The organism is Sorangium sp. So ce124 (genome assembly GCF_051525235.1).
GTDB classification, from domain to species: domain Bacteria; phylum Myxococcota_A; class Polyangia; order Polyangiales; family Polyangiaceae; genus Sorangium; species Sorangium atrum.
This window is the reverse complement of sequence record NZ_CP150312.1, coordinates 12,497,057-12,519,119: the sequence shown is the minus strand read 5'-3', so window position 1 is coordinate 12,519,119 and position 22,063 is coordinate 12,497,057. Positions and strand designations below refer to the sequence as shown.

Annotated in this window: 19 protein-coding genes; 10 read left to right on the top strand and 9 right to left on the bottom strand. The window is 73.3% G+C overall.

Features of this window, described 5'->3' with window-relative positions:
- Positions 1-7: 7 nt before the first annotated feature.
- The 6 genes from WMF19_RS46900 to WMF19_RS46875 form a co-directional block, all read right to left on the bottom strand.
- Entirely contained in the window at positions 8-706 is a 699-nt protein-coding gene (locus tag WMF19_RS46900; RefSeq protein ID WP_437326005.1) for a GbsR/MarR family transcriptional regulator, read from the bottom strand.
- Entirely contained in the window at positions 703-891 is a 189-nt protein-coding gene (locus WMF19_RS46895; RefSeq protein ID WP_437896284.1) for a hypothetical protein, read from the bottom strand. The genes WMF19_RS46900 and WMF19_RS46895 overlap by 4 nt, the downstream gene beginning before the upstream one ends.
- 849 nt (positions 892-1,740) lie before the next feature.
- Positions 1,741-2,391, bottom strand: a complete 651-nt coding sequence (locus tag WMF19_RS46890; RefSeq protein WP_272101816.1) for a TlpA family protein disulfide reductase — start codon at positions 2,389-2,391, stop codon at positions 1,741-1,743.
- Positions 2,392-2,469: 78 nt separating this feature from the next.
- Positions 2,470-2,718, bottom strand: coding sequence for a glutaredoxin family protein (locus WMF19_RS46885; RefSeq protein WP_272101817.1), 249 nt, complete (start codon positions 2,716-2,718; stop codon positions 2,470-2,472).
- A gap of 38 nt (positions 2,719-2,756) precedes the next feature.
- Complete coding sequence (locus WMF19_RS46880) at positions 2,757-4,247, bottom strand: B12-binding domain-containing radical SAM protein (protein WP_437896283.1); 1,491 nt, start codon at positions 4,245-4,247, stop codon at positions 2,757-2,759.
- Between the two features lie 84 nt (positions 4,248-4,331).
- Positions 4,332-6,887, bottom strand: coding sequence for a DNA internalization-related competence protein ComEC/Rec2 (locus WMF19_RS46875; RefSeq protein WP_437896282.1), 2,556 nt, complete (start codon positions 6,885-6,887; stop codon positions 4,332-4,334).
- A gap of 247 nt (positions 6,888-7,134) precedes the next feature.
- On the opposite strand from WMF19_RS46875, the gene WMF19_RS46870 reads away from it, so the two are divergent.
- The 6 genes from WMF19_RS46870 to WMF19_RS46845 all read left to right on the top strand — a co-directional run bounded on the left by WMF19_RS46870 (position 7,135) and on the right by WMF19_RS46845 (position 13,291).
- Complete coding sequence (locus WMF19_RS46870; RefSeq protein WP_437896281.1) at positions 7,135-8,316, top strand: trypsin-like serine peptidase; 1,182 nt, start codon at positions 7,135-7,137, stop codon at positions 8,314-8,316.
- Complete coding sequence (locus WMF19_RS46865; protein WP_437896280.1) at positions 8,309-9,382, top strand: ABC transporter substrate-binding protein; 1,074 nt, start codon at positions 8,309-8,311, stop codon at positions 9,380-9,382. The genes WMF19_RS46870 and WMF19_RS46865 overlap by 8 nt, the downstream gene beginning before the upstream one ends.
- Entirely contained in the window at positions 9,379-10,137 is a 759-nt protein-coding gene (locus WMF19_RS46860) for a TlyA family RNA methyltransferase (protein WP_437325997.1), read from the top strand. The genes WMF19_RS46865 and WMF19_RS46860 overlap by 4 nt, the downstream gene beginning before the upstream one ends.
- A gap of 317 nt (positions 10,138-10,454) precedes the next feature.
- Positions 10,455-11,654: an ABC transporter substrate-binding protein gene (locus WMF19_RS46855; RefSeq protein ID WP_437896279.1), complete on the top strand. Its 1,200-nt coding sequence runs from the start codon at positions 10,455-10,457 to the stop codon at positions 11,652-11,654.
- Between the two features lie 76 nt (positions 11,655-11,730).
- Complete coding sequence (locus WMF19_RS46850; RefSeq protein WP_437896278.1) at positions 11,731-12,615, top strand: branched-chain amino acid ABC transporter permease; 885 nt, start codon at positions 11,731-11,733, stop codon at positions 12,613-12,615.
- Between the two features lie 109 nt (positions 12,616-12,724).
- On the top strand, positions 12,725-13,291 hold the full coding sequence (locus WMF19_RS46845; RefSeq protein ID WP_437896277.1) for a hypothetical protein: 567 nt from the start codon (positions 12,725-12,727) through the stop codon (positions 13,289-13,291).
- Between the two features lie 11 nt (positions 13,292-13,302).
- Here WMF19_RS46845 and sdhB read toward each other — a convergent pair whose 3' ends face one another.
- Genes sdhB through WMF19_RS46830 form a run of 3 tightly spaced genes read right to left on the bottom strand, consistent with a single transcriptional unit; the run spans position 13,303 to position 17,063 of the window.
- Positions 13,303-14,124 (bottom strand): succinate dehydrogenase iron-sulfur subunit, encoded by an 822-nt coding sequence (sdhB, locus tag WMF19_RS46840; RefSeq protein ID WP_437896276.1) that lies wholly within the window; start codon positions 14,122-14,124, stop codon positions 13,303-13,305.
- A 1-nt stretch (position 14,125) separates the two neighbouring features.
- Complete coding sequence (gene sdhA / locus WMF19_RS46835) at positions 14,126-16,198, bottom strand: succinate dehydrogenase flavoprotein subunit (RefSeq protein WP_437896275.1); 2,073 nt, start codon at positions 16,196-16,198, stop codon at positions 14,126-14,128.
- Between the two features lie 55 nt (positions 16,199-16,253).
- Positions 16,254-17,063, bottom strand: coding sequence for a succinate dehydrogenase (locus WMF19_RS46830; RefSeq protein ID WP_437896274.1), 810 nt, complete (start codon positions 17,061-17,063; stop codon positions 16,254-16,256).
- Positions 17,064-17,239: 176 nt separating this feature from the next.
- Here WMF19_RS46830 and WMF19_RS46825 point away from each other — a divergent pair, with 176 nt between their 5' ends.
- The 4 genes from WMF19_RS46825 (at position 17,240) to WMF19_RS46810 (ending at position 22,014) form a co-directional block, all read left to right on the top strand.
- Complete coding sequence (locus WMF19_RS46825; RefSeq protein WP_437896273.1) at positions 17,240-19,171, top strand: hypothetical protein; 1,932 nt, start codon at positions 17,240-17,242, stop codon at positions 19,169-19,171.
- A gap of 160 nt (positions 19,172-19,331) precedes the next feature.
- On the top strand, positions 19,332-20,471 hold the full coding sequence (locus WMF19_RS46820) for a hypothetical protein (protein WP_437896272.1): 1,140 nt from the start codon (positions 19,332-19,334) through the stop codon (positions 20,469-20,471).
- A 3-nt stretch (positions 20,472-20,474) separates the two neighbouring features.
- Positions 20,475-21,026 (top strand): tRNA (adenosine(37)-N6)-threonylcarbamoyltransferase complex ATPase subunit type 1 TsaE, encoded by a 552-nt coding sequence (tsaE, locus tag WMF19_RS46815; RefSeq protein WP_437896271.1) that lies wholly within the window; start codon positions 20,475-20,477, stop codon positions 21,024-21,026.
- Positions 21,027-21,213: 187 nt separating this feature from the next.
- On the top strand, positions 21,214-22,014 hold the full coding sequence (locus WMF19_RS46810) for an MlaE family ABC transporter permease (protein ID WP_272101832.1): 801 nt from the start codon (positions 21,214-21,216) through the stop codon (positions 22,012-22,014).
- Positions 22,015-22,063 lie beyond the last annotated feature (49 nt).

The window sequence follows — 22,063 nt, the reverse complement described above, 5'->3', positions numbered from 1 at the left end:
CCCGCCGCTACCGCTTGCGACCGGCTCGGCCGCTCAGGCGGCTGATCGCGTCGCCCGCCGCCCAGGCGACGCGGGCCGCCGCGTTCAGGGAGCGGACCATCGCCTCGGGCACCTGCGCGATCAGCCGCTCGAGATCGACAGGGCCGTCGATCGACGGCAGGAGCTGCTCCATCAGGTCGGCGAACAGGTCGTACTTGCGCGACAGGTCGTCGAGCCGCGAGCGCATCGCGTCGGCCTCCGGGCCCTGCGCGTCGCCGAGCAGCGAGAGCGCGCGCCGCGCGAGGGCGCGCTTGTCCTGCACCACGCGGCGCAGGCGGCCCAGGTAGGCGCCGACGATCACGTCCGGGTACTTGCCGCGCAGCGCGAACGAGTCGTGCCGCGCGCCCGACTCCCGCCGGCGCTCGATGATCCCGGCCGCCTCGAGGCCGCGCAGGTTCGCGAAGATGTTGCTCTTGGAGCGGCCGAGCTCCTGGCTGAGCTCATCCATCGAGCGCGGCTCGTCCGCTAGGTAGAGCGCCGCCACGACCTGCCCACCCAGCCGGGTGATTCCGGGGAACGACGCGGCGATCTCGGCGCCGACCCCCTCGAGCAGCGCCTGCCGCGCCGCCGCGACCCGCTCGTCCGAGGCGCTCCCGTCGCCCCCCTCACCCGTTGCGGGCGGCTGCGGCGGGTGCGCTGTCGGCGACGTCGGCCTCCGGGCGGTCATGATGGGTGACTCACATAACGATCTTTCGCGGGTGCGCCAAGCGGCCAGCGCGCGATCATCTCGCCCACCTCGAGCGCCAGGCTGCTCGACCCGTCCCGCGCGCCGCCGAAGCGGGCCCGGAGGATCGCGGCCGGATCGAGGATCCACGTCTCATGGGAGAGCTGCGTGCCGTACGTGTCCAGCACGATCTCGGCGTCGGGGTCGAACAGGACCAGGAACGGCGGATCGCCGTTCGGGGTGGGCGACGATCGGGTACTGCCGTCGGGCGTGGGGGCGGCTCTCGGGGCAGAGCCACCCGGGCGCGGCCGCTGCCCTGCGGAGCACCGCGCCGGCGAGGCGGGGTGAGAATCCCGCGTCGAATCGCCCCAAGAAGCGACGAAAGAAACAACGAACCTTGTCAGACAACCGAGGACAGCGGCGAACGAACCATCGAGGACAGCGCACGAGGTGATCGTCGCGCGAGGCGCCTCGATCCATTCCAGGAGGGCATCATGCGACGTTTCATTGCTGGACTCTGCGTCATTTTGTCGGCGTATTCATGGGGTGTATGGCGTATCCGGCCGACGTGGTGACGGACGAGAGCCTATCGAGCGAGGCCGTCACCGAAGAGGTGGAGGAGGCGTCTGAGGCGCTGACGGCCTGCGGCTCCGGGCTCTGCTGCTCTCTCTCGGACTGGTCCGGCTCCAGCGAGTGTCAAAGCGGGAACCAGGCCGTGCACTGCTGTCCCTCGGGCTATGGCTCCGTGGGCGGCTCCTGCATACCCTATTGCCCGGGCGGCCGCTCCTGCGGATGGGACCGCGTAGCGGGCGCAGGCGCCTGCACGCAGGGCTGCAAAGGATCCATGATCTACTGCTGTCCGGCCGGGAAGACATATACGGCAGCGGGCTGCCGATAACCTCGCGCCTGCCGGTCCGCGCCTCCCGCGGCCGCTTCGAGGGCGCGAGCGCGCGCCGGAGTTGCGAGCACGCTGGCAGCTTCAAGCTTCATTGCATGGGCGGACCCCAGGCGCTCTCGCCCTCGGAGCAATGAGCCCTTCAGGAGTCGTCGGTGCAGACGTCGACGGACCCGGCGCGCGGCTTGCTCTTGTAGATATCGGCCGGGCAGCTGCCCCAGCGCGAGACCACCTCGCCCACCTCGATGGCCAGGCTGCTCGACCAGTCCCGCGCGCCGTCGAAGCGGGCCCGGATGATCCCGTTCGGGTCGATGATCCACGTCTCCGGGTAGAGCTGCGTGCCGTACTGGTCCATCACGACCTTGGACTCGGGGTCGAAGAGGACCGGGAACGGCGGGTCTCCGTTCAGGGCCACCTTGAGCGCGTCGCGCACGTCGTCCGGCCCCTCGTCGGTCGAGACCGTGAGGACGACGATGTCCTTCCGCGACTGGGCGATCCGGCCGAGCTCCGCGAGCGCCGGCATCTCCTGCAGGCACGGGGCGCAGGTCTTGGTCCAGAAGTTCAGGAAGACCGTCTTGCCCCGGAACGACGACAGCCGGACGGGCTTGCCGTTCATGTCCGGCAGCTCGAAGTCCGGCGCGAGCCGGTTCCGGCCGGCGTACGCGGGGCGCAGGGCGCAGATGGCCTCGCAGCCTGTCGTGCGCTGGTCATTCTGCGCCGCGTGCACGAAGCCGTAGACCGTGACGGCAGCGACGAGGATGAAGGCGAGCTGCGCGATGGTCGTCCACTTCACGGGGGTTCGCATAGCGTAGCGCGGCGCAGGGCGAAAGCGGGCCGAAACGCCCCGCCGCCGCGCGTCGACGCGGGGGCTTCACTCCGGGCCGGAGAGCAGCCGCTCGAGCCGCCGCTCGTCGACGCGGTACTTCATGATCTTCCGCCCATCGAGCTCGACAACGGGGACCTCCCAGTCGTACAGCGCTCGCTTCTCCGGGCCGGCCTCCCGGTCGAGGTCGACGACGGCGAGCTCGAACGGCAGCCGGGCGCGCACGCGCTCGAGCGCGGCGTGGGCCTCCTCGCAGAGGTGGCATCGCTCGCGCGTGAAGAGGGTCAGCGTCTTCATCGTCACGTGGCACCCTCCGGGCCGGGCTGCCGCCCCGCTCACCCCGCCGCGAGCAGCGGCAGGCTCTGCCGGCGCGGCGGCTCCGGCCGCTTGATCTTCTCGAACGCGCGCTCGTAGTCCCGGAACGAGCCGCCCGCGTGCACGGCCTGCAGCACTGCGCGCCCCTCGGCCTCGCCGCCGGCGGCGAGCACCGCCTCGACCCACGCCCAGCGCGCGCTCGTGGCCCGCACGTCCGCGCGGCCCCGCAGCCCGCGGCGGAGCCGGTCGAGCCGCTTGTTCACGACGTCGATCCCGGCGAAGCGCGCGCCGTGGAGCGGCGTGTTGCGCTTCGGGCAGAACGGCGCGATCCCGAGCGCGACCGGTACGATCCGGGACAGCTCCGTGACGAACGCGACGCACTCGTCGACGTCGGCGTCGGTCTCGCCGGGGACGCCCACCATCAGGTACAGCTTGAGCCGATTCATCCCGTGCTGCCGCGCGAGCTCCGCGGCCCGCTGGAGGTGCCTGGGCCGGGCGCGCCGCTCGAGCGTCTCGCGGACCCGCTCGCTCGTGCCGTCCATCGCCGTCGTGAGCGTCTTGTAGCCCGCGAGCCGGAGCGCGCCGACGAACTCGTCGGTCAGCCGGTCCGGCCGGAGGCTGCTCAGCCCGACCTCGCAGCCCCGCTCGGCGAGCGTCCGGACCACCTCGACGATCTTCGGGTGATCGCTGACCGCGGCGCCGACGAGGCCGACGCGCCTCGCGTCCTCGGGGATGAGCTCGAGGAGGCGCTCCTTCGGGACGATGCGCATGCCGCCGTTGGTCGAGCGGCGCATCACGCAGTAGGTGCACCCGCGCGAGCAGCCCCGCTCCGCCTCGATGAGGAACATGTTCGAGAGCTCGGTCTCCTCGGCGCGGATCGGCGACCAGGCGGGCAGGAGCGCGTTGTCGCACTGCGCGACCGGGGGCATCTCCGCGCCGTGGCGCGCGGGGACGAAGACGTGGGGAAGGGCCGCCAGCGCGTCGAGCGCCGCCTCGCGCGACGAGGCGTCCCGCAGCAGGCGGAGCACCTCCACGGCCAGGGTGTCGGCCTCGCCCATGATGATCGCGTCGGCGAACACCGCGAGCGGCAGCGGGTTCGAGAACGTGAGCGGACCGCCCGCGAGGACGAACGGATCGCGGAAGGAGCGCTCCTCCCGGAGCGCCGGTATCCCCGCCAGCTCGAGCAGGCGGACGACCCCGGCGAGCTCGAGCTCGTAGGCCACCGAGAGCGCGATGACCGGGAAATCGGAGATGGGGCGGAGCCCCTCGTACGTGATCGGGGGGCCGTCCGTGCCCTGGCCCTCGTCGTCCGGGAGGAAGGCCCGCTCGCACGCCATCCCGGGCTCGGCCTGGATGGTCTTGTAGATCTGGAGGAAGCCGAGCGAGCTCATTCCGGCCCGGTACGGCGAGGGGTAAGACAGCGCGACGCGGAAGGGCGCCTGCTTGTCGATACGACCGATCTCGCCCGCCAGGCGGCGGCGGATCGTGGTCGTCATCGCGCTACGAGACATCGGCCCAGCGTCCCTCAGGGGACGTCCAGGCGCAAGGATGGGGAGGCCGGCTGACAGCCGTCCGGAGCGGCGATTTTTTCCAGCTCACGGCCCACCGTTCTCCGGAGCGTGTCCGGCGGCGGCCCCCCGGCCGCGGGAACCGGGGGCCGGGTGCGGCGGCTCGCCCGGGCGGGACCAGAGGACGCGCTCGCCGTCGGTCTCCCAGGTCAGGGCGCCGCCGCGGTCCGTGCGCGCGATCGCGACGCCGTGGGCCGAGAGGCGGGAGAGCACCTCCGGGCTCGGGTGCCCGAAGCGGTTGCGGACGCCGCAGGACACGGCGGCGATCGAGGGGTCGACGGCCGCGAGGAGCGCCGCGCCCGTCGATGTCCGGCTGCCGTGGTGCCCCACCTTGAGCAGGTCGGCGCGGAGCGCGGCGCCGTAGCGCGCCACGAGCGCGTCCTCGGCCTCGTGCTCCGCGTCGCCCACGAGCAGCGCGGATCGAGCCCCGTAGGTGATGCGCACGACGAACGAGTTGTCGTTGGCGCCCCGGTCGGGGTGGAGCTCCGGGCACGGCGCGAGCACCTCGATCGTCGCCCCCGAGAGGACCCGCGGCCTGCCGCAGAGCGAGGCGGGCCGCACGATGGGCACGCCGCGCGCGCGCAGGTCCGACAGGAGCTTCCGGTAGACCGGGCCCGCGCCCTCGGCCTCGCCTTGGCCGGTGTCCCAGAGCTCGCCGACCTCGACGCCCTCCACCGTGGCCGGCAGGCCGCCGAAGTGATCGGGGTGGGGGTGCGAGAGGACGACCACATCGAGGCGCGCGCGGCGGCGCGATCGCAGGAGCGGCCGGAGCACGCGCGCGCCCGTGTCGACGGGGCTGCCGACGAAGCCGCCCGCGTCGACGAGCATCGCGCCGCCCTCGGGGAGGTCGATCAGGATGGCGTCGCCCTGCCCCACGTCGAGCACGTTGACGCGCAGCACGCCGCGCGGCGCGCCCGCGCGCGTGGCGACGCCCTCGAGCAGCAGCCACGCGGCGGCGCCGGCGGCGAGCGCGGCGAGCCGGCGGCCGCGGCGCTCCGCGGCCCACGCGATCGCGATCGCGGCGGCGAGCGCGGCCAGCTGGGCGGGCGACGGCTCGGGCAGGCGCAGCACCACGCCGGTGTCCGCCGAGGCGCGGGCCACGGCGCGGACCGCGAGCAGCGCGCCCGACCCGACGAGCGCGCACCCGCGCTCGACCGGCGGCGCCCACGAGAGCACGGCGTGCGCGAGGCAGAACGGGAGCGCCGCCAGCTCGCCGATCGGCGCGGCGACGACGTTCGCCGCCACGCCGAGCAGCGGGAACGTCTCCCCGTTCAGGAGCAGCAGCGGCGTGCACCCGAACATGGCGGCGAGCGTCGTCGCGAGGGGCGCGAGGACCTTGCGCGCGAGCTCCCGCGGCGACGACCCGCCCTCGGCGCCGCCGTCGCCGCGCTCCTTCTCGCCCGGGACGAGCAGCGCGGCGAGCGGCCGCTGCAACCAGAGCAGCCCGGCGGTCGCGGCCGCGGACAGGCCGAACGAGAGATCCCACGCGACGAGCGGATCCACGGCCGCGGCGCCCGCGAGCGACAGGGCGAAGCAGCGGACGCCCACCGGACGGAGGCCCAGGAGGCGGGCGCCCATCGCGCAGCTGAGCATCGCCGCGGCGCGCATCGCCGAGCCGCCGCCGCCGGCGAAGTCGGCGTAGAGCCACGCGGCCGGCACGCACAGCGCCGCGGTGATCCGGCCGGCGTCCCACCGGGCGGCGATCGGCCCGACGCGGACGAGGATCGCGCGGAGCGCGGCGGCGAAGCCCGCCACCGCGAGGACGAGGTGGGTCCCCGAGACCGCGAGCAGGTGCGCGAGGCCGCTCTCGCGGAAGGCCTCCTGGTCCTCGGGCGCGAGGTCGGTCTCGCCGAGCACGAGCGCGCGCCCGAGCGCCACAGCGTCGGGGTGGAACGTCGCCTCGATGCGCCCGCGCACGAAGGCCCGCGCGCGATCGACGGCCGCGCGCACGTCGATCGCGCGCCCCTCCGACGTCCGCCGCGCCTCCACGATCGTCCCGCTCGCGACGATCCCGCTCCGCGCGATCGCGGCGCTCCCGTCCCGGAGCCCCTCGTTCCGGAACAGGTGGATCGGCGCGAGGTCCACGGTGACCTCGAGCCGGTCGCCCCGCGCGAGGTCCACCGGCGCGCCGTAGAGCCGCGCCCGGAGCGGCCCCGGCAGCGCTCGCCCGCCGCACGTCCCGCCGGAGAGCTCCACGTCGATGCGCGAGGCCGGCGGCTCGTCGTCCACCCCGGGCGCCGCTGCGGAGCGCTGCTGCGCCGCCCCGACCACGACCGGCGAGCCGACGACGGCGCACGCCACCTCGCAGCGCGCCGGCGGGTGCAGCAGCGCGAGGGCGCCATCGTAGGCGGCGTCCGCGCCGTCGAGCAGCGCGCGGGCGCGGAGGCCGCTCACGACGAGCGCCACCCCGGCGGCGGCGAGCGCGGCGCGGCCGGCCCGGCGGCGGAGCGCCGCCGCGGCGAGCGCGGCGCCGAGCGCCGTGGCCAGCGGAGAGAGGGCGAGCGGCGCGCCCGCGGCGAGCGCCAGGCCGAAGAGCAGCACGGGATCGATCACGGCCACGCCGCCCCGCAACACCCGGGCCACGCGCTTTCCCGCGGTATTTCACGGGGGAGCGGCCGCCGTGTTCCTGGCGCCGCCATGGCGGCGTGCGGCGTGCGGCGTCGACGCGGCGGACGATCCTGCAAGAGCTCTCTGTTATGTGGGGGAAGCAACGAGGCGAGTCGGTCATCGCCCCCGGCGCGCGTGCACGACCGCAACTTCGCCTCTAGAATCTTCTGCTCCTTGCGGCGCCCGCAGCGCGCGCAGACATTGCAGTATTTGGAGGCTTTCGATGTCGTTTTGCTTGCCCAGAGTCGCCTTGATCCTCGCCCTGGGACTCGCTGCGACAGCGTGCAGCTCCGCCCTGGAGGAGCCTCCTGACGAGATCGGTGAGGCGCCGGATGCCATTCAGGACGGATATCTCGACGACGGCGACAGGGCTGTCGTGGGCATCTACAACGACGAGATCGGCGCGATCTGCACCGGCAGCTTGATCGCCCCGAACGTGGTGCTGACGGCCCGTCATTGCGTGTCGGACATGGCCAATGAGCTCGACGGCCAGATCACCTGTCGATCCACGAGGTTCACGGACACGCACCTCGCGCGGCGGATCTTCGTGACGACCGACGCGGAGATCGGCAGGTACGCGCGTTTTTACGGCGGCAGCGAGGTCGTGCTGCTCCCCGGCGAGGGGACGGACGCGTTCTGCGGCAACGATCAGGCGATCCTGATCCTGGAGGAGCCGATCCCGGAGAGCGAGGCCGTGCCGCTCGTGCCGCGCGTCGACGTGCCCCTCGCGGAGGGCGAGGAGTACTACGCGGTCGGCTTCGGGGCGACGAACGACGCGAGCACGGGCGCGGGCCTGCGGCGGCGCCGCGACAGGCTGTTCATCGACTGCGTGGCTGACGGCTGCCCGTCATCCCTGGTGAAGGCGACGGAGTGGGTCGGGGACACCGGCATCTGCGAGGGAGACTCGGGCGGACCCAGCCTCGATATGATGCACCGCGTGATCGGCGTGACCTCGCGCGGGGCCACGGGCTGCGAGTATCCGATCTACGGCTATGTGTACGGCTGGGCGGAATGGATTAAAGAGACGACCGTGCGCGCCGCCCGTGCCGGAGGATACAAGGCCCCCCCCTGGGCGACCGGCTACCCCACCGATCCCGCCTATTCGGCGGAGGTCGGCGCCGCGTGCGGGCAGCCGGAGCAGTGCCCTGCAAACGCGTGCCTCGACGGCTACTGCACGCGGCCCTGCAACGGGGCAGCGGCATGCCCCGACGGCTACAGCTGCAACGGCGAGCCCGGCTTCTGCGCCAAGGTCTCGGAGCCCTCCGCAGACGACGAGGGGAGCGGGTCCTGCAGCGCCAACCCGCGGCCTGATCCGACGCAGCCGGTCCCCTGGGTGCTCGCGGCGGCGAGCCTGGGCGCCCTCGCGAGCCTCCGGCGGCTGCGCGGCCGGGAGCGGCTTGGCTGACGAGCGGCGCTCCTCCACGCGGAGCGCCGCCGGCCCCGCGCTCCTGCCGGGCGCTGCGGGGCCTGCGCTCCCGCCAGGCGCCGCGCGGGCCTCGCTCCTGCCGGGCGCGCCGGGCCGCGCGCTCTCGCGGCGGGCCGCGCTCGCCGGGCTCGCGGCGCTCGGGCTCGCGGCGTGCGGGCGCACCGCCCCGTCGCGCGCGGCGGGAGCGCGCGTCGTCTCGCTGTCGCCAAGCACCACGGAGGCGGTCTGCGCGATCGGCGCCGGCGCGGCGCTCGTCGGCCGCTCCCGCTACTGCGACCACCCGCCCGAGGTGCTCCGCCTGCCGAGCGTCGGCGGCTACGCCGATCCGAGCATCGAGGCGATCATCGCGCTCTCGCCGACCCTCGTCGTCGGCGCCCGCGGCCCCGCGGGGCCCGCGCTCGACGAGTCGCTGCGCGCGCACGGGATCGCGACGTGTTTCCCCGACACCGAGTCGCTCGCGCAGATCGAGGACATGCTCACGGAGCTCGGGCGGCGGCTCGATGCGACGCCCGGCGCGGAGCAGGCGATCGGCCGGATCCGCGCCTGGCGCCGGGCGGTCGAGCAGGCCGTCGCCGCGAAAGCCGCCCCGCGCGTCCGGACCGCCCTTCTTTACGATACCTCACCCCTCTTCGTCGCGGGCCCCGGCAGCTTCCCCGATGAGCTCATCCGTCTGGCGGGCGGCGAGAACGTGATCACCCGCGGCGGCCCCTACCCGTCGATCAGCGTCGAGCAGCTGCTCGTGCTGGATCCCGATGTCCTGCTCGACGGCACGTCCAGCGACGGCGATATGCGGGGCCCCTCCAGGCTGGCGGCGCTCAGGGACGCGCCCGGCTGGAGATCCCTGCGCGCCGTGCGCGAGGGGCGCCTGCGCCCGCTGAACGCCGAGGTGGTGCTGCGCCCGGGCCCCCGCATCGGCGACGGCCTCGCCGCCGTGGCGCGGGCGCTCCACGGCGACGCGCTGGCGCTCTCCGACGACGCGGCCGTCCCCCCCTCCCCCGGCGCCGCGGGCCTCGCGGCGCCCCTGCCCAGGACGGAGGCGCCATGACCCGCGTGCGCGCCGACGCCCTGCTCGTCGCCCGGAAGCTCGTCGGCTCGCGGACCGAGGCGCAGGCGCTGATCATGGCCGGCAAGGTCACCTCGGGGCCGCGCCGCATCGACAAGCCGGGCACGCTGCTCCCGGAGGACGCCGAGGTCCACGTCGCCTCCGGCCCCCGGTTCGTCTCGCGCGGCGGCGACAAGCTCGAGCACGCGCTCGCGGCCTTCGCCGCGCACGGCCTCGACGTCGCCGGGAAGACGTGCGTCGACGTGGGCGCCTCGACCGGCGGCTTCACCGACTGCCTGCTCCAGCGCGGCGCGGCGCGGGTCTTCGCCGTCGACGTCGGTTACGGCCAGCTCGCCGCCAAGCTCCGCGCCGATGCGCGCGTCGAGGTGCGCGATCGGGTCAACGCCCGCGAGCTCCAGCGAGAGGACTTCGACGTCCCCATCGATCTCGTCGTCGTCGACGCGTCGTTCATCAGCATCTCCCGCCTCATCGACGCGATCGCCCGCCTGCTCCGCCCCTCGGGGGATCTCGTGGCGCTGATCAAGCCGCAGTTCGAGGCGGGCCGCGAGGCCGCCGCCCGCGGCCGCGGCGTCATCCGCGACGAGGCGACCCGCCTCGCGGCGATCGCCGAAGGGCGCCAGGCCATCGAGGCCGCGGGCTTCTCGGTGGTCGGCCAGGTCGACAGCGCGGTGCGCGGGCCGAAGGGGAACGTCGAGCACTTCGTCCATGCGCGCCGCGTCGATCAGCCGCCGCGTTGATCGGCCGGCGCGTCAGCCAGCCGCCATGTGCACCCCGTTGACCAGCCGCGGCGTCGGCTAGCCGCCATGCGCACCGCGTTGGCTGGCCGCGGCTTGCGACGCCGCGCGCCACGACGCCGGGCTCGGTCGCCGGAATCCGTGGAAAATCGAACACTTAAGATGCTCCACGCCGACCGCGCCGCGGCCCGACGGTGCTGACGTGCCGCGTAGACAATGGTAGACGCGGTGAGTACACGCGCTCTGAGCCGCTGCGTGGGCGGCCATGGCCAGCGCGGGCGACCCACGCGAGGCAGCCCGGCGACAGGGAGGACGACGACATGCTCGGACGACGGGGTTTGGTGAAGATGATCGCCGGGGCGCTCGCGCTCAGCGCGATGACGCTCGGTTGTGACAAGAAGAGCGAGGGTTCCGCCGACAACGCGGCCCAGCACGCCAAGGACGACGCCGAGTGGAAGGTCGGCGCTTACTTCAGCCTCTCGGGGGAGGAGACGGCGTTCGGCGTCGACTCGAAGGAGGCTATCGATCTCGCGATCGACGAGATCAACAAGGCCGGTGGGGTCAAGGGCAAGCCGATCCACGTCCTCTACGAGGACAACAAGTCGAAGCCCGAGGAGGCGACCAACAAGGTCCTGCAGCTGATCGATCGGGATCACGTGCTGGCCCTCCTCGGCGAGGTCGCCTCGTCGCGGTCGCGCGCCGGCGGCATCGTCGCCAACAAGAAGAAGGTGCCGATGATCACGCCGTCCTCCACGAACCCGGACGTGACGAAGGTCGGCCCGTTCGTGTTCCGCGCCTGCTTCACGGACGACGTGCAGGGCCAGATGGGCGCGCAGTTCATCGTGAACACGCTCGGCAAGAAGAAGGTGGGGCTCTTCTTCGCCTCCGACGACCTCTACTCGTCGGGCCTCGCCAAGGAGTTCCGCGACGAGGTGAAGCGCCTGGGCGGCGAGGTCGTCATGGAGAAGAGCTTCCTCAAGAAGGAGACCAACTTCACGACGTACATCAACGAGCTCAAGTCGGCGAACCCGGAGATGATCTACGCGCCGATCTACTACACGAGCATGGCCCCGGTCGCGCGGCAGGCCAAGGCCGCGGGCGTACCAGGGAGCATGTTCGTCGGCAGCGACGGGTGGGACGCGAACGAGCTCCTGCGCGACGCCGCCGAGGAGCTCGACGGCGCGTACTTCACGAACCACTACGCGCCGGACGTCCCCTGGCCCAACTCGCAGGCCTTCGTGAAGAAGTACAAGGAGCGGTACAACCGCACGCCGTCGAGCATCGCGGCCCAGGCCTACGACGCGGCCAGGCTGCTCGCCGACGCGATGGGGCGCGCGAAGGAGATGACGCCGGACGACATCCGGGCGGCCATCCAGGACACCAAGGGGTTCCAGGGCGCGACGGGCGTCATCAGCATCGATGCGGAGCGCAACGCGAACAAGCCGGTCGTCATCGTCCGGATCAAGGACAAGCAATTTACCTACTACGCAACGGTCAACGAGAAGGCTGCGAAGCCGTAGCGGTCGTTCCCGCCTGCTGTCCCGCGCGCTGACTTGAGCGTGCGGAACGCGCGGAACGTGCGTCAAAGAGGTCTCCATGGAGAAGATCGTGAATGCCCTGATCACAGGGCTCGCCCAGGGGTCGATGATCGCGCTGGTCGCCCTCGGCTACACGATGGTTTACGGCATCCTCAAGCTCATCAACTTCGCTCATAGCGAGATCTTCATGATGGGCGCCTTCGCCGGGCTCTTCGGGATCGCGGCGTTCGGCGGCAACAGCGCGCCGCTGTTCGCGGGCGTGGCCGGCACCCTCTGCGCGATGGCCTTCGCGGGCGTCCTCGGGGTCATTGTCGAGAAGGTGGCTTACGCGCCGCTCCGCTCACGGGGGCGGGGCCTCGCGAACACCCGGATCACGCCGCTGGTGACGGCACTCGGGATGAGCGTGCTCCTCCAGAACCTGGCGCAGCTCCTCTTCACCGCCCGCTACCGCGGCTATCCGCAGCTCCTGCCGATCGAGCACACGCGGCAGGTGATCTTCGTCACCTCGATCCTCGTGATGATCGGCCTGGAGCTGCTCGTGCGGCGCACCTGGACGGGCAAGGCGATGCGCGCGCTCAGCGTGAACGTGGAGGCCGCCCGGCTGATGGGCGTCCGCACGAGCCGCATCATCGCGCTCACGTTCCTCACGGGCTCGATGCTCGCGGCGGTGGGCGCGGTGCTGTACTGCCTCGATCAGTCGCAGGTGTACCCCACGATGGGCGTCGTGATCGGCAACCGCGCGTTCGTAGCGGCGGTCATCGGCGGCATCGGCAACATCACGGGCGCCATGCTCGGGGGCATGCTGATCGGGATCATCGGAGAGATGACGAAGCTCACGCCCTACTCCGGCTTGCAGGACGTCCTTGTGTTCGCGGTGCTGATCGGGGTGCTCCTCGTGAAGCCGACGGGGCTGCTCGGCACGACCGGGACCGAGAAGGTGTAAGGCCGCCCTGGCCAGCCGGCCCACGCGCCGCGCTTCCATCCTCCAGAACGAGCAGGGCCGCCCTGGCCCGACGGCCACGCGCCGCGCCTCCTTGCGGTATGCTCGGCGGATGCGACGCCTCGCTCTCGTCGTACCGCTCTCGCTGCTCGCGGCGTGCGCCCCGGTGCCCCCGGCCAACTGGGTGCGCGGCGGCGCGCTGCTCGACATCCCCCGCGCGCGCTGGGCGCTCGCCGACCTCACGGTCGACATCATGCCGGACGGCAAGATCCTCGTGAACGGCGAGCACCAGCTCAGCGTCGATCGCGGCGGGCGCGTGTTCGGCCTGGAGGCCGAGCCGGTGGCGCTGCTCGAGCCGGACGGCCGGGTCACGGGCCCGAACGACGATCCGCTGGGCCAGGTCGGCGTGCTGCACGCCTCGCTGCCGCGCCAGGCGAACGCCTGGATCACGGTCGCCGAGGGCGGCGCGGTGATCCGCTACGCCGACGACGGCGAGCGGGAGCCGCTCGGCGCCTGGATGGGGTGCGAGGCGACGGCGCGGGCGCACCAGGCCTGCACGCTGATCACGCACGTCCTCGGGATGCGCATGGACAAGCTGGCGCGGCCGCGCACGCCGGACGCGCTGCAGATGGGGCTCGGGAACGGGCTCGGGCTCGCGACGGGGTCGCTGTTTCCGTAGATCGGGCGCCCCTACTTCAGCAGCCAGCCGAACAGCATGCGCTTCGTCGTGTCGCGGGAGACGGCCGCGAGCGAGTCGACGAGCGGGATCTCCTTCGGGCACACCTCGACGCAGTTCTGCGACTTGCCGCAATCGGTGATCCCACCCTCGCTCATCACCGACTCGAGGCGCTCGCCCTCGTGCATCGCCCCCGAAGGGTGCATGTTGTAGAGCCGCACCAGGTTGATGGCGAAGGCGCCGACGAACTTCGTCCCGTCGTTGTACTGCGGGCACGCCTCGACGCAGCAGCCGCACGTCATGCAGCGGGAGAGCGGATACCGCTCCTGCTGCCGCTCCGGCGACTCGCGCGGGCCCGGGCCGAGCTCGTGCGTGCCGTCGATGTCAATCCACGCCCGCACGCGCTTCATGTCCTCGAACATCCGGCTCCGGTCGACGAGCAGGTCGCGCACGAGCGGGAACTTGGACATCGGCTCCAGCGTGATCACCTCGCCCTTCGGCGCGATCTGGTCGATGAGCGCCGAGCAGGCCTGTCGGACTCGACCGTTGATCACCATCGTGCACGAGCCGCAGACCTCCTCCAGACACACCGCCTCCCAGACGACAGGAGCCACCTCCTTGCCGTCCACGGTCCGCGGATCCTTCTGGATCTGCTGCAGCGCGCTGATCACGTTCATCTGCGGCAGGTAGGGGACCTTGAACTCCTCCCAGCGCCGCGACTCCGTCCGGTCCGCGGTGTCCTGCCGCCGCACGCGCAGGTGCACAAGCCGGCCCTCGCCCTTCGGCTGCGCCGGCGCCGCCGCCCCGTTCGCCTCGTCTCCGCTCGCCTTGGCCATCCTACACGCTCTTCTGCGACAGCTTCCCTGTCGTCGTCTGGACGTTCGCGACGTTCGCGACGTTCGCGACGTTCGCGGAGTTCGCGGCGCTCGCTGCGCTCGCCGCGCCCGCCTGCTCGTACTTGCGCTCCCGCGGCGTCACGAGCGACGTGTCCACCGCGTCCGTCACGTGGATCGACTGGCCGGCGCACGCGTAGTCGAACTCGCGGACGAACTTCACCGCGCCCTTCTCCTCGTGGCGCGCCAGCGTCGTGCGCATCCACGCGGCGTCGTTCCGGGCCGGGAACTCCGGCTTGTAGTGCGCCCCGCGCGACTCGTCGCGGTTCCTCGCGCCCTGCGCGATGACCCGCGCGAGCACCAGCATGTTCTCGAGGTGGCGCACGAATTGCGCCCCCTGGTTCACCCGCGGGGCCGTGTCCGTGCACTTGATCCGCCCCGCCCGCTCCTCGAGCTCGCCGAGCTTCTCGAGCACCCGGTCGAGCGTGGCGTTGTCGCGCTCGATCGTGCAGTCGCGCAGCATCGTCTCGCCGAGCTCCTGGTGCAGCCGGTACGCGTTCTCCGGCTGCTTCGCGTCCTGGTTCTGCGTCAGGATGCGCTGGTAGCTCGCCTCGGCGCGCTTCTCGGCCTTGTCGAAGATCGAGCGCGGCAGATCGAGCGCGCTCCGCCTGATGCTCCGCTGATAGGTCGCCACCGCCGGCCCGCACACCATGCCGCCGTAGATGCACGAGAGCAGCGAGTTGGCGCCGAGCCGGTTGGCCCCGTGGTACTGGTAGTCCACCTCGCCCACCGCGTAGAGGCCCGGGATGCTCGTCGCGTGGTTGCGCGGCGACCCGGCCTTGAGCGAGCCCCGCGCGTCCGCCTCGTAGTCGACCCACAGGCCGCCCATCGAATAATGGACCGCCGGGAAGACCTTCATCGGGTTCTTGTACGGGTCGGTGCCCGCGAACTTCTCGTAGATCTCGAGGATGCCCGCGAGCTTCGACCGGAGGAACTTCTCGTCCTTGTGGGTCAGGTCGAGGTAGACCTCGTTCTCGTTGCGGCCCGTCGCGGGGTTCCAGATGCCGCGCCCCTCGTGGAAGCACGTCTTGAAGATCGCGCGCGCGGCGATGTCGCGGGGGACGAGGTTGCCGTAGCCGGGGTACATCCGCTCGAGGAGGTAGTCGCGCTCCTTCTCGGGGATGTCCCGCGGGCTCCTCGCGTCGCTCTTGTCCTTCGGCACCCAGACGCGGCCGCCCTCGCCGCGCGCGCTCTCCGAGATGAGCCGCAGCTTGTCGGCGCCCGGGATCGCCGTCGGGTGCACCTGGATGAACTCGCCGTTCGCGTACACAGCGCCCTGCTGGTAGACCGCCGACGCCGCCGTCCCCGTGCAGATCACGCTCAGCGTGGAGCGGCCGAAGACGATGCCGCAGCCGCCCGTCGCGAGCACGACCGCGTCGCCCGTGAAGGCGCGGATCTGCATCGATTTCAGGTCCTGCGCGACGCAGCCCACGCACGTGCCGGAGTCGTCGAGGATCGCCTCGAGGAAGTCCCAGAACTCGAACTTCCGGACCATCTTCTCGCCCGGGATCGCCACGCCGTGCTCGTCGGTCACGTCGGCGAGCTCGAACCGCCGCACCTGCTCGTCGAGCGCGTAGAGCAGCTGCTGCCCCGTCGTCGCGCCGGCGAACGCCGTGCGGTGGTACAGCGTGCCGCCGAAGCGGCGGAAGTCGAGCAGGCCCTCCGGCGTCCGGTTGAACGGCACGCCCATGCGATCGAGCATGTTCACGATGCCCGGCGCGGCCTCGGCCATGCCCTTGACGGGCGGCTGGTTCGCGAGGAAATCGCCGCCGTAGGCCGTCTCCTCGAGGTGCACCTGGGGGCTGTCGCCCTCGCCCTTGGTGTTCACCGAGGCGTTGATGCCGCCCTGCGCGCACACCGAGTGCGAGCGCTTCACCGGCACGAGGGAGATCAGGTCGACAGGGACCTTCGCCTCGCACAGCTTGATCACCGTCATCAGGCCGGCGAGCCCGCCCCCGACGACGATCACGCGCCGAACCTTCCCCCCCTCGCTCCTCGTCGTGCTCTTCGCGGCCATGTTCGATCCCGATGCTCCCGCGCCGCTCCCCGGAAGGGCGCGGCCGATACGATGGTCAGTGCGAGGCCGGCGCGCCCACGCCGGCGCCGATGGCCGCGCGCGCGGGGGCGCCGGTGGAACCGGTCGACGACGACGCGATGTCCGCGCAGGTGCGGCCCCCCTCCGCGGACGGGCCCGGCGTCCCGGGGAACGGCGCGCCGGTGGCGAAATAGATCACCGTGTTGGCGCCGAACAGGAAGACCACGAGGCCCACGGCGCCGAAGACCACCGCGGCCATCCGCTGCGCCCGGCGCGACACGGTGATCCCCCACGAGAAGCAGAAGCCCCAGAGGCCGTTGGCGAAGTGGAACACGCTCGCCGCGATGCCGAAGAGGTAGACGAGCGCGATCACCGGGACGCCGCCCACCGTCGACGCCATGTCGGCGCACAGCCGCGGGTAGAACTCCTCGGGCGCCATCCGGCCCAGCCACTTCTGCGCCCAGTACGACCAGAGGTGGAACGCGATGAACGCGAAGGCGAGCACCCCCGTGACCCGCTGCAGCGTGTACATCCAGTTGCGCGAGAACGTGTAGCTGCCGACGTTCGGCTTGCCCTCGAGCACCAGCTTGACCCCGTAGAGGGCGTGGAACGCGAGCGGCAGCACGACGAGCCCGATCTCGAGCACGGGCAGGTACGGCATGTGCGAGATATCGGCGACGGCCGCGTCGAACCGCTCCTGCCCCTGGAGCGCCTTCGCGTTCGTCCAGAAATGGAAGAGCAGGAAACCGCCCACGGGGAGGGCGCCGGTGAGAGAATGCAGCTTGCGCAGGAGAAAGGACCGGCGGCTCTCGTGAAAGAGCGATCTCGCGGGGGTTGCCTCGGACACGCTGACCTCGATGGAAGGCGGGCGCGGCGGGTGTATGGGATGCCCCGGGTGACGTCAAGGTGAACGCAGTCGACAGTTCCGGCCGGTTTTCCGCTGCCTTTGGCGCGTCGAGCGGCGGCGTAGCGGCTAACCCGCGTCGCCGCGCCGCCCGGCGACGTCGGCCACTTCACTCCCGCGTGGCCGCGATCGCGGCCGCGGCCCTGCTCGCGCTCGCCGCCGCGACCGCCGGCGCGGGCTGCGGCGCGCAGGACGGCGGAGCGCCGGTGAGCCCGGCGCTGGCCGGGTCGCCCGCGGCCCAGGCCGAGCTGCGCCCCCTCCTCTCGCGCTTCGCGAACGGCGCGCGCGCGGAGCGCGTCGCGCTCGAGCCGGAGCTCCTCGCCTTCCGGGGGCGCCACGCCTCCGACGACCTCGCGCGCGTCGCGACCGTCCACCTCGCGTGGATCGCCCTGGAGCGCGGGGACCTCCGCCGCGCCGAGGCGCTCGCGGCCGAGGTCGAGGCGGCGGGGCGGAGCGCGATCGGCGATCTCGCGCGCGTGATCCGCGGCGCGGCGCTCCGGCGGGCCGGCAAGCCGAGGCCCGCCTTCGGGGTGCTGCGCCCGCTGGTGAGCAAGATGATCGACCCGTACGTGCGCGAGCTCCTCAACGAGGAGGTCACCACGGCCGCGATGGAGGCGAACGCGTGGACGCAGGCGATCGAGCTGATGAGCGTCTGGCTGCGCGAGGCCGACGACGACCGGCGTGCCGCCGTCCGGGCGCAGATCGGGGCGCAGCTGCGCGAGGTGCCGATCGATCACCTCGTCCGAGCGCTCCGCGCCGGGCAGGCGACCGGAGAGGTCGTGAGCCCGGATGTCGACCTGCGCTCGCTGGTCGCCGAGCGCCTCGCGATCGTCGCCCGCGAGCGCCGCGACGTGGCGCTCGCGAAGGAGCTGATCGATCGGGCCGACGCGGCGCTCGGCGCCCAGCGCGACGCGATCTTCGAGCTCGCGGCCGGCGCGGATGCCGCGCGCGTCGAGCCGCCCACGGTCGGCCTGCTGCTGTCGACGCGCACGCCCGCGTCCCGCCGCCGCGGAGTCGAGATCGCCGCCGGCGTGGCGCACGGGCTCGGGCTGCTCCGGCCGGGCTCGGACGCGCGGCTCGTGAGCCGCGACGACGGCGGCGAGGGCAGCGTGGACGAGGCGCTGAACAGCCTCACCGCCGAGGGCGCCGCGGTGCTCATCGCCGGCTCCGATCGGGAGCAGGCGACCGAGGCGGCGAAGTTCGCGCGGACGCACGCGATCCCGGTGCTGCTCGTCCACCCGCCGGAGCCGGCGGCGCTTGACGGCGCGTTCGTCTTCGTCGTGGGCGAGGAGCCCGCGAGGAGCATCGAGGTGCTCGCCGCCGCGCTCGCGGAGCGGGGCGCGAAGCCGGTGGCGCTCGTGGGCGGCGATGCCGATGTCCGGAAGGACGCGGCCCCCGCGCCGGCGGGCGCCGCCGGGGCCGCGCCGCCGGGCGTTGCCGGGGCCTCGCCGGCGGGCGCTGCCGGGGCCGCGCCGCTGGCCGAGCACGGCATCGCGCTCGCGCTCCCCTGCGACGGGCCCTTCGACGCGCGCGCCCTCCGGCCGCCGGCCATCCGGGGGATTGTCCTCGCCGGCGACGCGCGCTGCGCGGAGCAGGCGCTCCGCGCGGCTCCCCGCTCGGTGACGATCGCGCTCGCCTTCGAGACGGCCATCGCGCCGCCGCCGGGATCGCTCGTCGCGACGGCGGGGCTCTTCCCGCTTCTCGCGGCGCCCTCCGGCGCGCAGCCTCCGCCGGGCGCGGGCGATCCCAGGGCGACGCCTTCCTCGGGCGCGGCGGCCGCGCTCGCGGCGTGGCTCGCCACCCATCCGTCGCCGCCGAGCTTCTGGGCGGCGCTCGGGCGCGACGCCGGCGTGCTCGCCTGGGCCGGCGTGCAGCGGCTGCCGAAGACGGGCACCGAGGACCCGGCGGAGGTGAAGGCGCGGCGCCTCGCTGCGGTGAGCGCCATGAGCACCGCGACGGCGGAGCTCTGGACGACGTCGGCGGACGGCTTCGGCGGGCGGCGCGTGCTGCCGCGGGTGATCGGCCACCGCGAGAGCGGGAAAGCGCGATGAGCGGGGCGAAAGCGCGGTGAACGAGGCGGTGAACGAGGCGACTCACCCGGCCCGTGCCCGGTCATCGCAGGGGACGACGCGCGAGGCACAGCGTGGAGACCGTGCCGGCGCGTCGCCCCGGGGCTGCTCCGGCCTGCCGGCGGGCGTAGCATGGCGCCGCATGATTCGCCGAGCCCTCTCCTGTGCCACCGCCGCCGCGCTCCTGGCGATCGCCCCCGCCGCGCTCGCCGATCGGGTGGCGTTGCTCCCCACACGCGGGGGCACCGACGAGGCCGCACGGAGCGCCGCCCAGGCCGAGGTCGCGCGCGGGCTCGCCGCCCTCGGCCACACAACGGCGCCGGACGGCGCGGTCGCGGCCGCGCTCAAGGACGTCGTCGATGGCGTCGCCGACAGCGCGGACGAGTACCGCGCCGTGAGCGCGCGGACGGGCGCGGACTGGGTCCTGACCGGCACCGTCGATCCTGCGGTCACGACCACCCGGATCGAGCTCACCGCGTACCTCGCCTCGACGGGCCGGGTCGAGTCGGTCGCCAGGGAGGTCGACCGGGGTAAAGAGGCCCGGCAGACGCAGGAGATGCTGGCGGTCCTGCTCCGCCCGGAGGGCATCGGCGTCGGCGAGCTCCCCTGGGAGCGCGCCGCGCGCTCCGCTCCGGCGAGCGCGCCCCCGCCTCCGGCCGCGGGAGGGACGATCGTGCTGCCCCCGGTGCCCGCGCCGCCGCCCGCGCCGCCCGCGAAGGAGGTGCTGATGGCGTATCCGCTCGGGCCGGAGCGCGTGTGGCCCGCGTACACGGGCGGGCGCCGGGTCGCCGTGTCCGCGTCGCTCGGGCTGGCCGTCGCGGCGGCGCGCCTCCCGGGCGCGAGCGGCAGCGCGGCCTCGCTGGTCGGAGAGGCGCGCGTGGCCTATGCGCCCGGCGACCGCGGGCTCGAGCTGTTCGCCGGCGGCGGCGGCAACCTGGCCGGCCCGTTCGCCGCCTGGATCGAGGGCGGCGCGCGCCTGCTGCTGACGCCCAGCCTGACGCCGCACGAGGGCGCGTGGCGCGCGTTCCCGCTCCACCTCGGCCCGTCGCTCCGCGCGGGCGCGTTCTTCAGGTCCGGCGCCGGCGCCGTGGGCCCTGATCTCACGACGTACCACGGCGACCTCGAGGTCCACCCGGTGCTCGGGGCGTCGCTCGACGTCGCGCTCGCGCTGAGCCCCTCGGTGCAGCTCGAGGCCCAGCTCGGCAACCTCCGGTGGGTTCCCACGGGGGGCGGCTCCCTGTTGCTCGTCGGCGCGACGCTCGGCGCCGGGGCCCGGTTCTGACGCATGCGCATCGAGCTGCCGAGCCGCCGCAGCACCATCCGCCTGGCGCGAGCGCTCGCCGGGCGCCTCGCGGGCGGCGATCTGGTCGTCCTCGCCGGCGATCTCGGCGCCGGGAAGACGTTCTTCGCCCGCGCCCTGTGCCGGGCGCTCGGCGTCCCGCCGGCGCTCCCGATCACCAGCCCGACGTTCACGCTGATCCACGAGCACGAGGGCCGGGTCCCCATCGCGCACGCGGACGCCTACCGCCTCGGGGGCGCGTCCTCCGCGGAGGGCGCGCGCGACGACGCCGCCGCGGAGCTCGCCCAGCTCGGGCTGCGCGAGCGCCGCGCCGAGGGCGCGCTCGTCGTGGTGGAGTGGGGCGAGCCGTTCGTTGAGGCGCTCGGTGGCGACGCGCTCCAGATCCACCTCGCCGCGCCGGAGGACCCGGCCGCGCCCGGCCGCGCCGCCGAGATCAGGGCGACGGGCGTTCGGAGCGGCGAGGTGCTCGCGGCGCTCGATGACGAGCTGCGGCGCGGCCCCGTCGGATCGCGGGGAGCCGGGCCAGGCGCTGCGTGAAGCGCATCGAACGGCCGGAGCCTGGCGAGGACGAGCGGGGGACCGCTGCGCCTTCGGGCAGGCTCGACCGGCGGCTCGATCCACACGCCGGCGCGAAGCGCACGTCGCAGCGCGGGCGAGCGGGCGCGCAGGGCCATCGCGAGCCCGATCCCGTCCGCGGCGGCATTGCGTGGTACAAGAGCGCACCGTGAAAGAAGGCGCTGAGACCAGCCACGGCCAGCTGCTCAACAGGGCGCTGGAGCCGGTCCTCGCGTTCCTCGACAACATCGGCAACATCGTCACGCTCACCTTCCAGACGATCGTCTGGCTCGTGCGCCCGCCGTTCCGCCCCGCCCAGTTCCTCGCGGCGATGGACTTCATGGGCGCGCAGTCGGTCTTCATCGTCGGCCTGACCGGCGTCTTCAGCGGCATGGTCGTGACGCTGCAGACGTCCTACGCGCTGCGCGCGTTCAGCGCCGAGGGCCGCGTCGGCGGCCTCGTCGCGGTCTCGCTGGCCCGCGAGCTCGCGCCGGTCTTCTCCGCGATCATGGTCACCGCCCGCGCCGGCAGCGCCATGGCCGCTGAGCTCGGCAACATGCGCGTCACCGAGCAGATCGACGCGATCGCGACGATGGGCGTGAGCCCCGTGCAGTACCTGCTCTCGCCGCGGCTCTTCGCCGCGACGGTGATGCTGCCGCTGCTCTGCATCCTGTACACGAGCGTCGGCATGTGCGGCTCGTACCTCGTGGCCGTGCTCTGGCTCGGCGGCGACGCGGGCGCGTTCTTCCAGAGCATCCGCGACTTCGCCCTCCCCAAGGACATCTCCATGGGGCTCATCAAGGCGTGCGTCTTCGGCTTCATCGTCTCGTCGATCTCGTGCCGCCACGGCTTCTACGCCTCCGGCGGCGCGCGCGGCGTCGGCGTCGCGACCACGCGCGCGGTCGTCGAGAGCTGCGTCACCGTGCTCGTCACGAACTACATCCTGACGCAGCTCTTGCTCGACATGTGAGCCGCAGCGGCGGACCTTCTCTACATCACGTCGACTGAATCGCTGGGTT

Excerpts from the sequence above, each read along its gene's own strand:
- WMF19_RS46900 (WP_437326005.1), bottom strand. The coding sequence starts at position 706 with ATGACCGCCCGGAGGCCGACGTCGCCGACAGCGCACCCGCCGCAGCCG.
- WMF19_RS46845 (WP_437896277.1), top strand. The coding sequence starts at position 12,725 with ATGCGACGCCTCGCTCTCGTCGTACCGCTCTCGCTGCTCGCGGCGTGC.
- WMF19_RS46860 (WP_437325997.1), top strand. The coding sequence starts at position 9,379 with ATGACCCGCGTGCGCGCCGACGCCCTGCTCGTCGCCCGGAAGCTCGTC.
- WMF19_RS46850 (WP_437896278.1), top strand. The coding sequence starts at position 11,731 with ATGGAGAAGATCGTGAATGCCCTGATCACAGGGCTCGCCCAGGGGTCG.
- WMF19_RS46820 (WP_437896272.1), top strand. The coding sequence starts at position 19,332 with ATGATTCGCCGAGCCCTCTCCTGTGCCACCGCCGCCGCGCTCCTGGCG.
- sdhB (WP_437896276.1), bottom strand. The coding sequence starts at position 14,124 with ATGGCCAAGGCGAGCGGAGACGAGGCGAACGGGGCGGCGGCGCCGGCG.
- WMF19_RS46855 (WP_437896279.1), top strand. The coding sequence starts at position 10,455 with ATGCTCGGACGACGGGGTTTGGTGAAGATGATCGCCGGGGCGCTCGCG.
- WMF19_RS46885 (WP_272101817.1), bottom strand. The coding sequence starts at position 2,718 with ATGAAGACGCTGACCCTCTTCACGCGCGAGCGATGCCACCTCTGCGAG.
- sdhA (WP_437896275.1), bottom strand. The coding sequence starts at position 16,198 with ATGGCCGCGAAGAGCACGACGAGGAGCGAGGGGGGGAAGGTTCGGCGC.
- tsaE (WP_437896271.1), top strand. The coding sequence starts at position 20,475 with ATGCGCATCGAGCTGCCGAGCCGCCGCAGCACCATCCGCCTGGCGCGA.
- WMF19_RS46870 (WP_437896281.1), top strand. The coding sequence starts at position 7,135 with ATGTCGTTTTGCTTGCCCAGAGTCGCCTTGATCCTCGCCCTGGGACTC.
- WMF19_RS46880 (WP_437896283.1), bottom strand. The coding sequence starts at position 4,247 with ATGTCTCGTAGCGCGATGACGACCACGATCCGCCGCCGCCTGGCGGGC.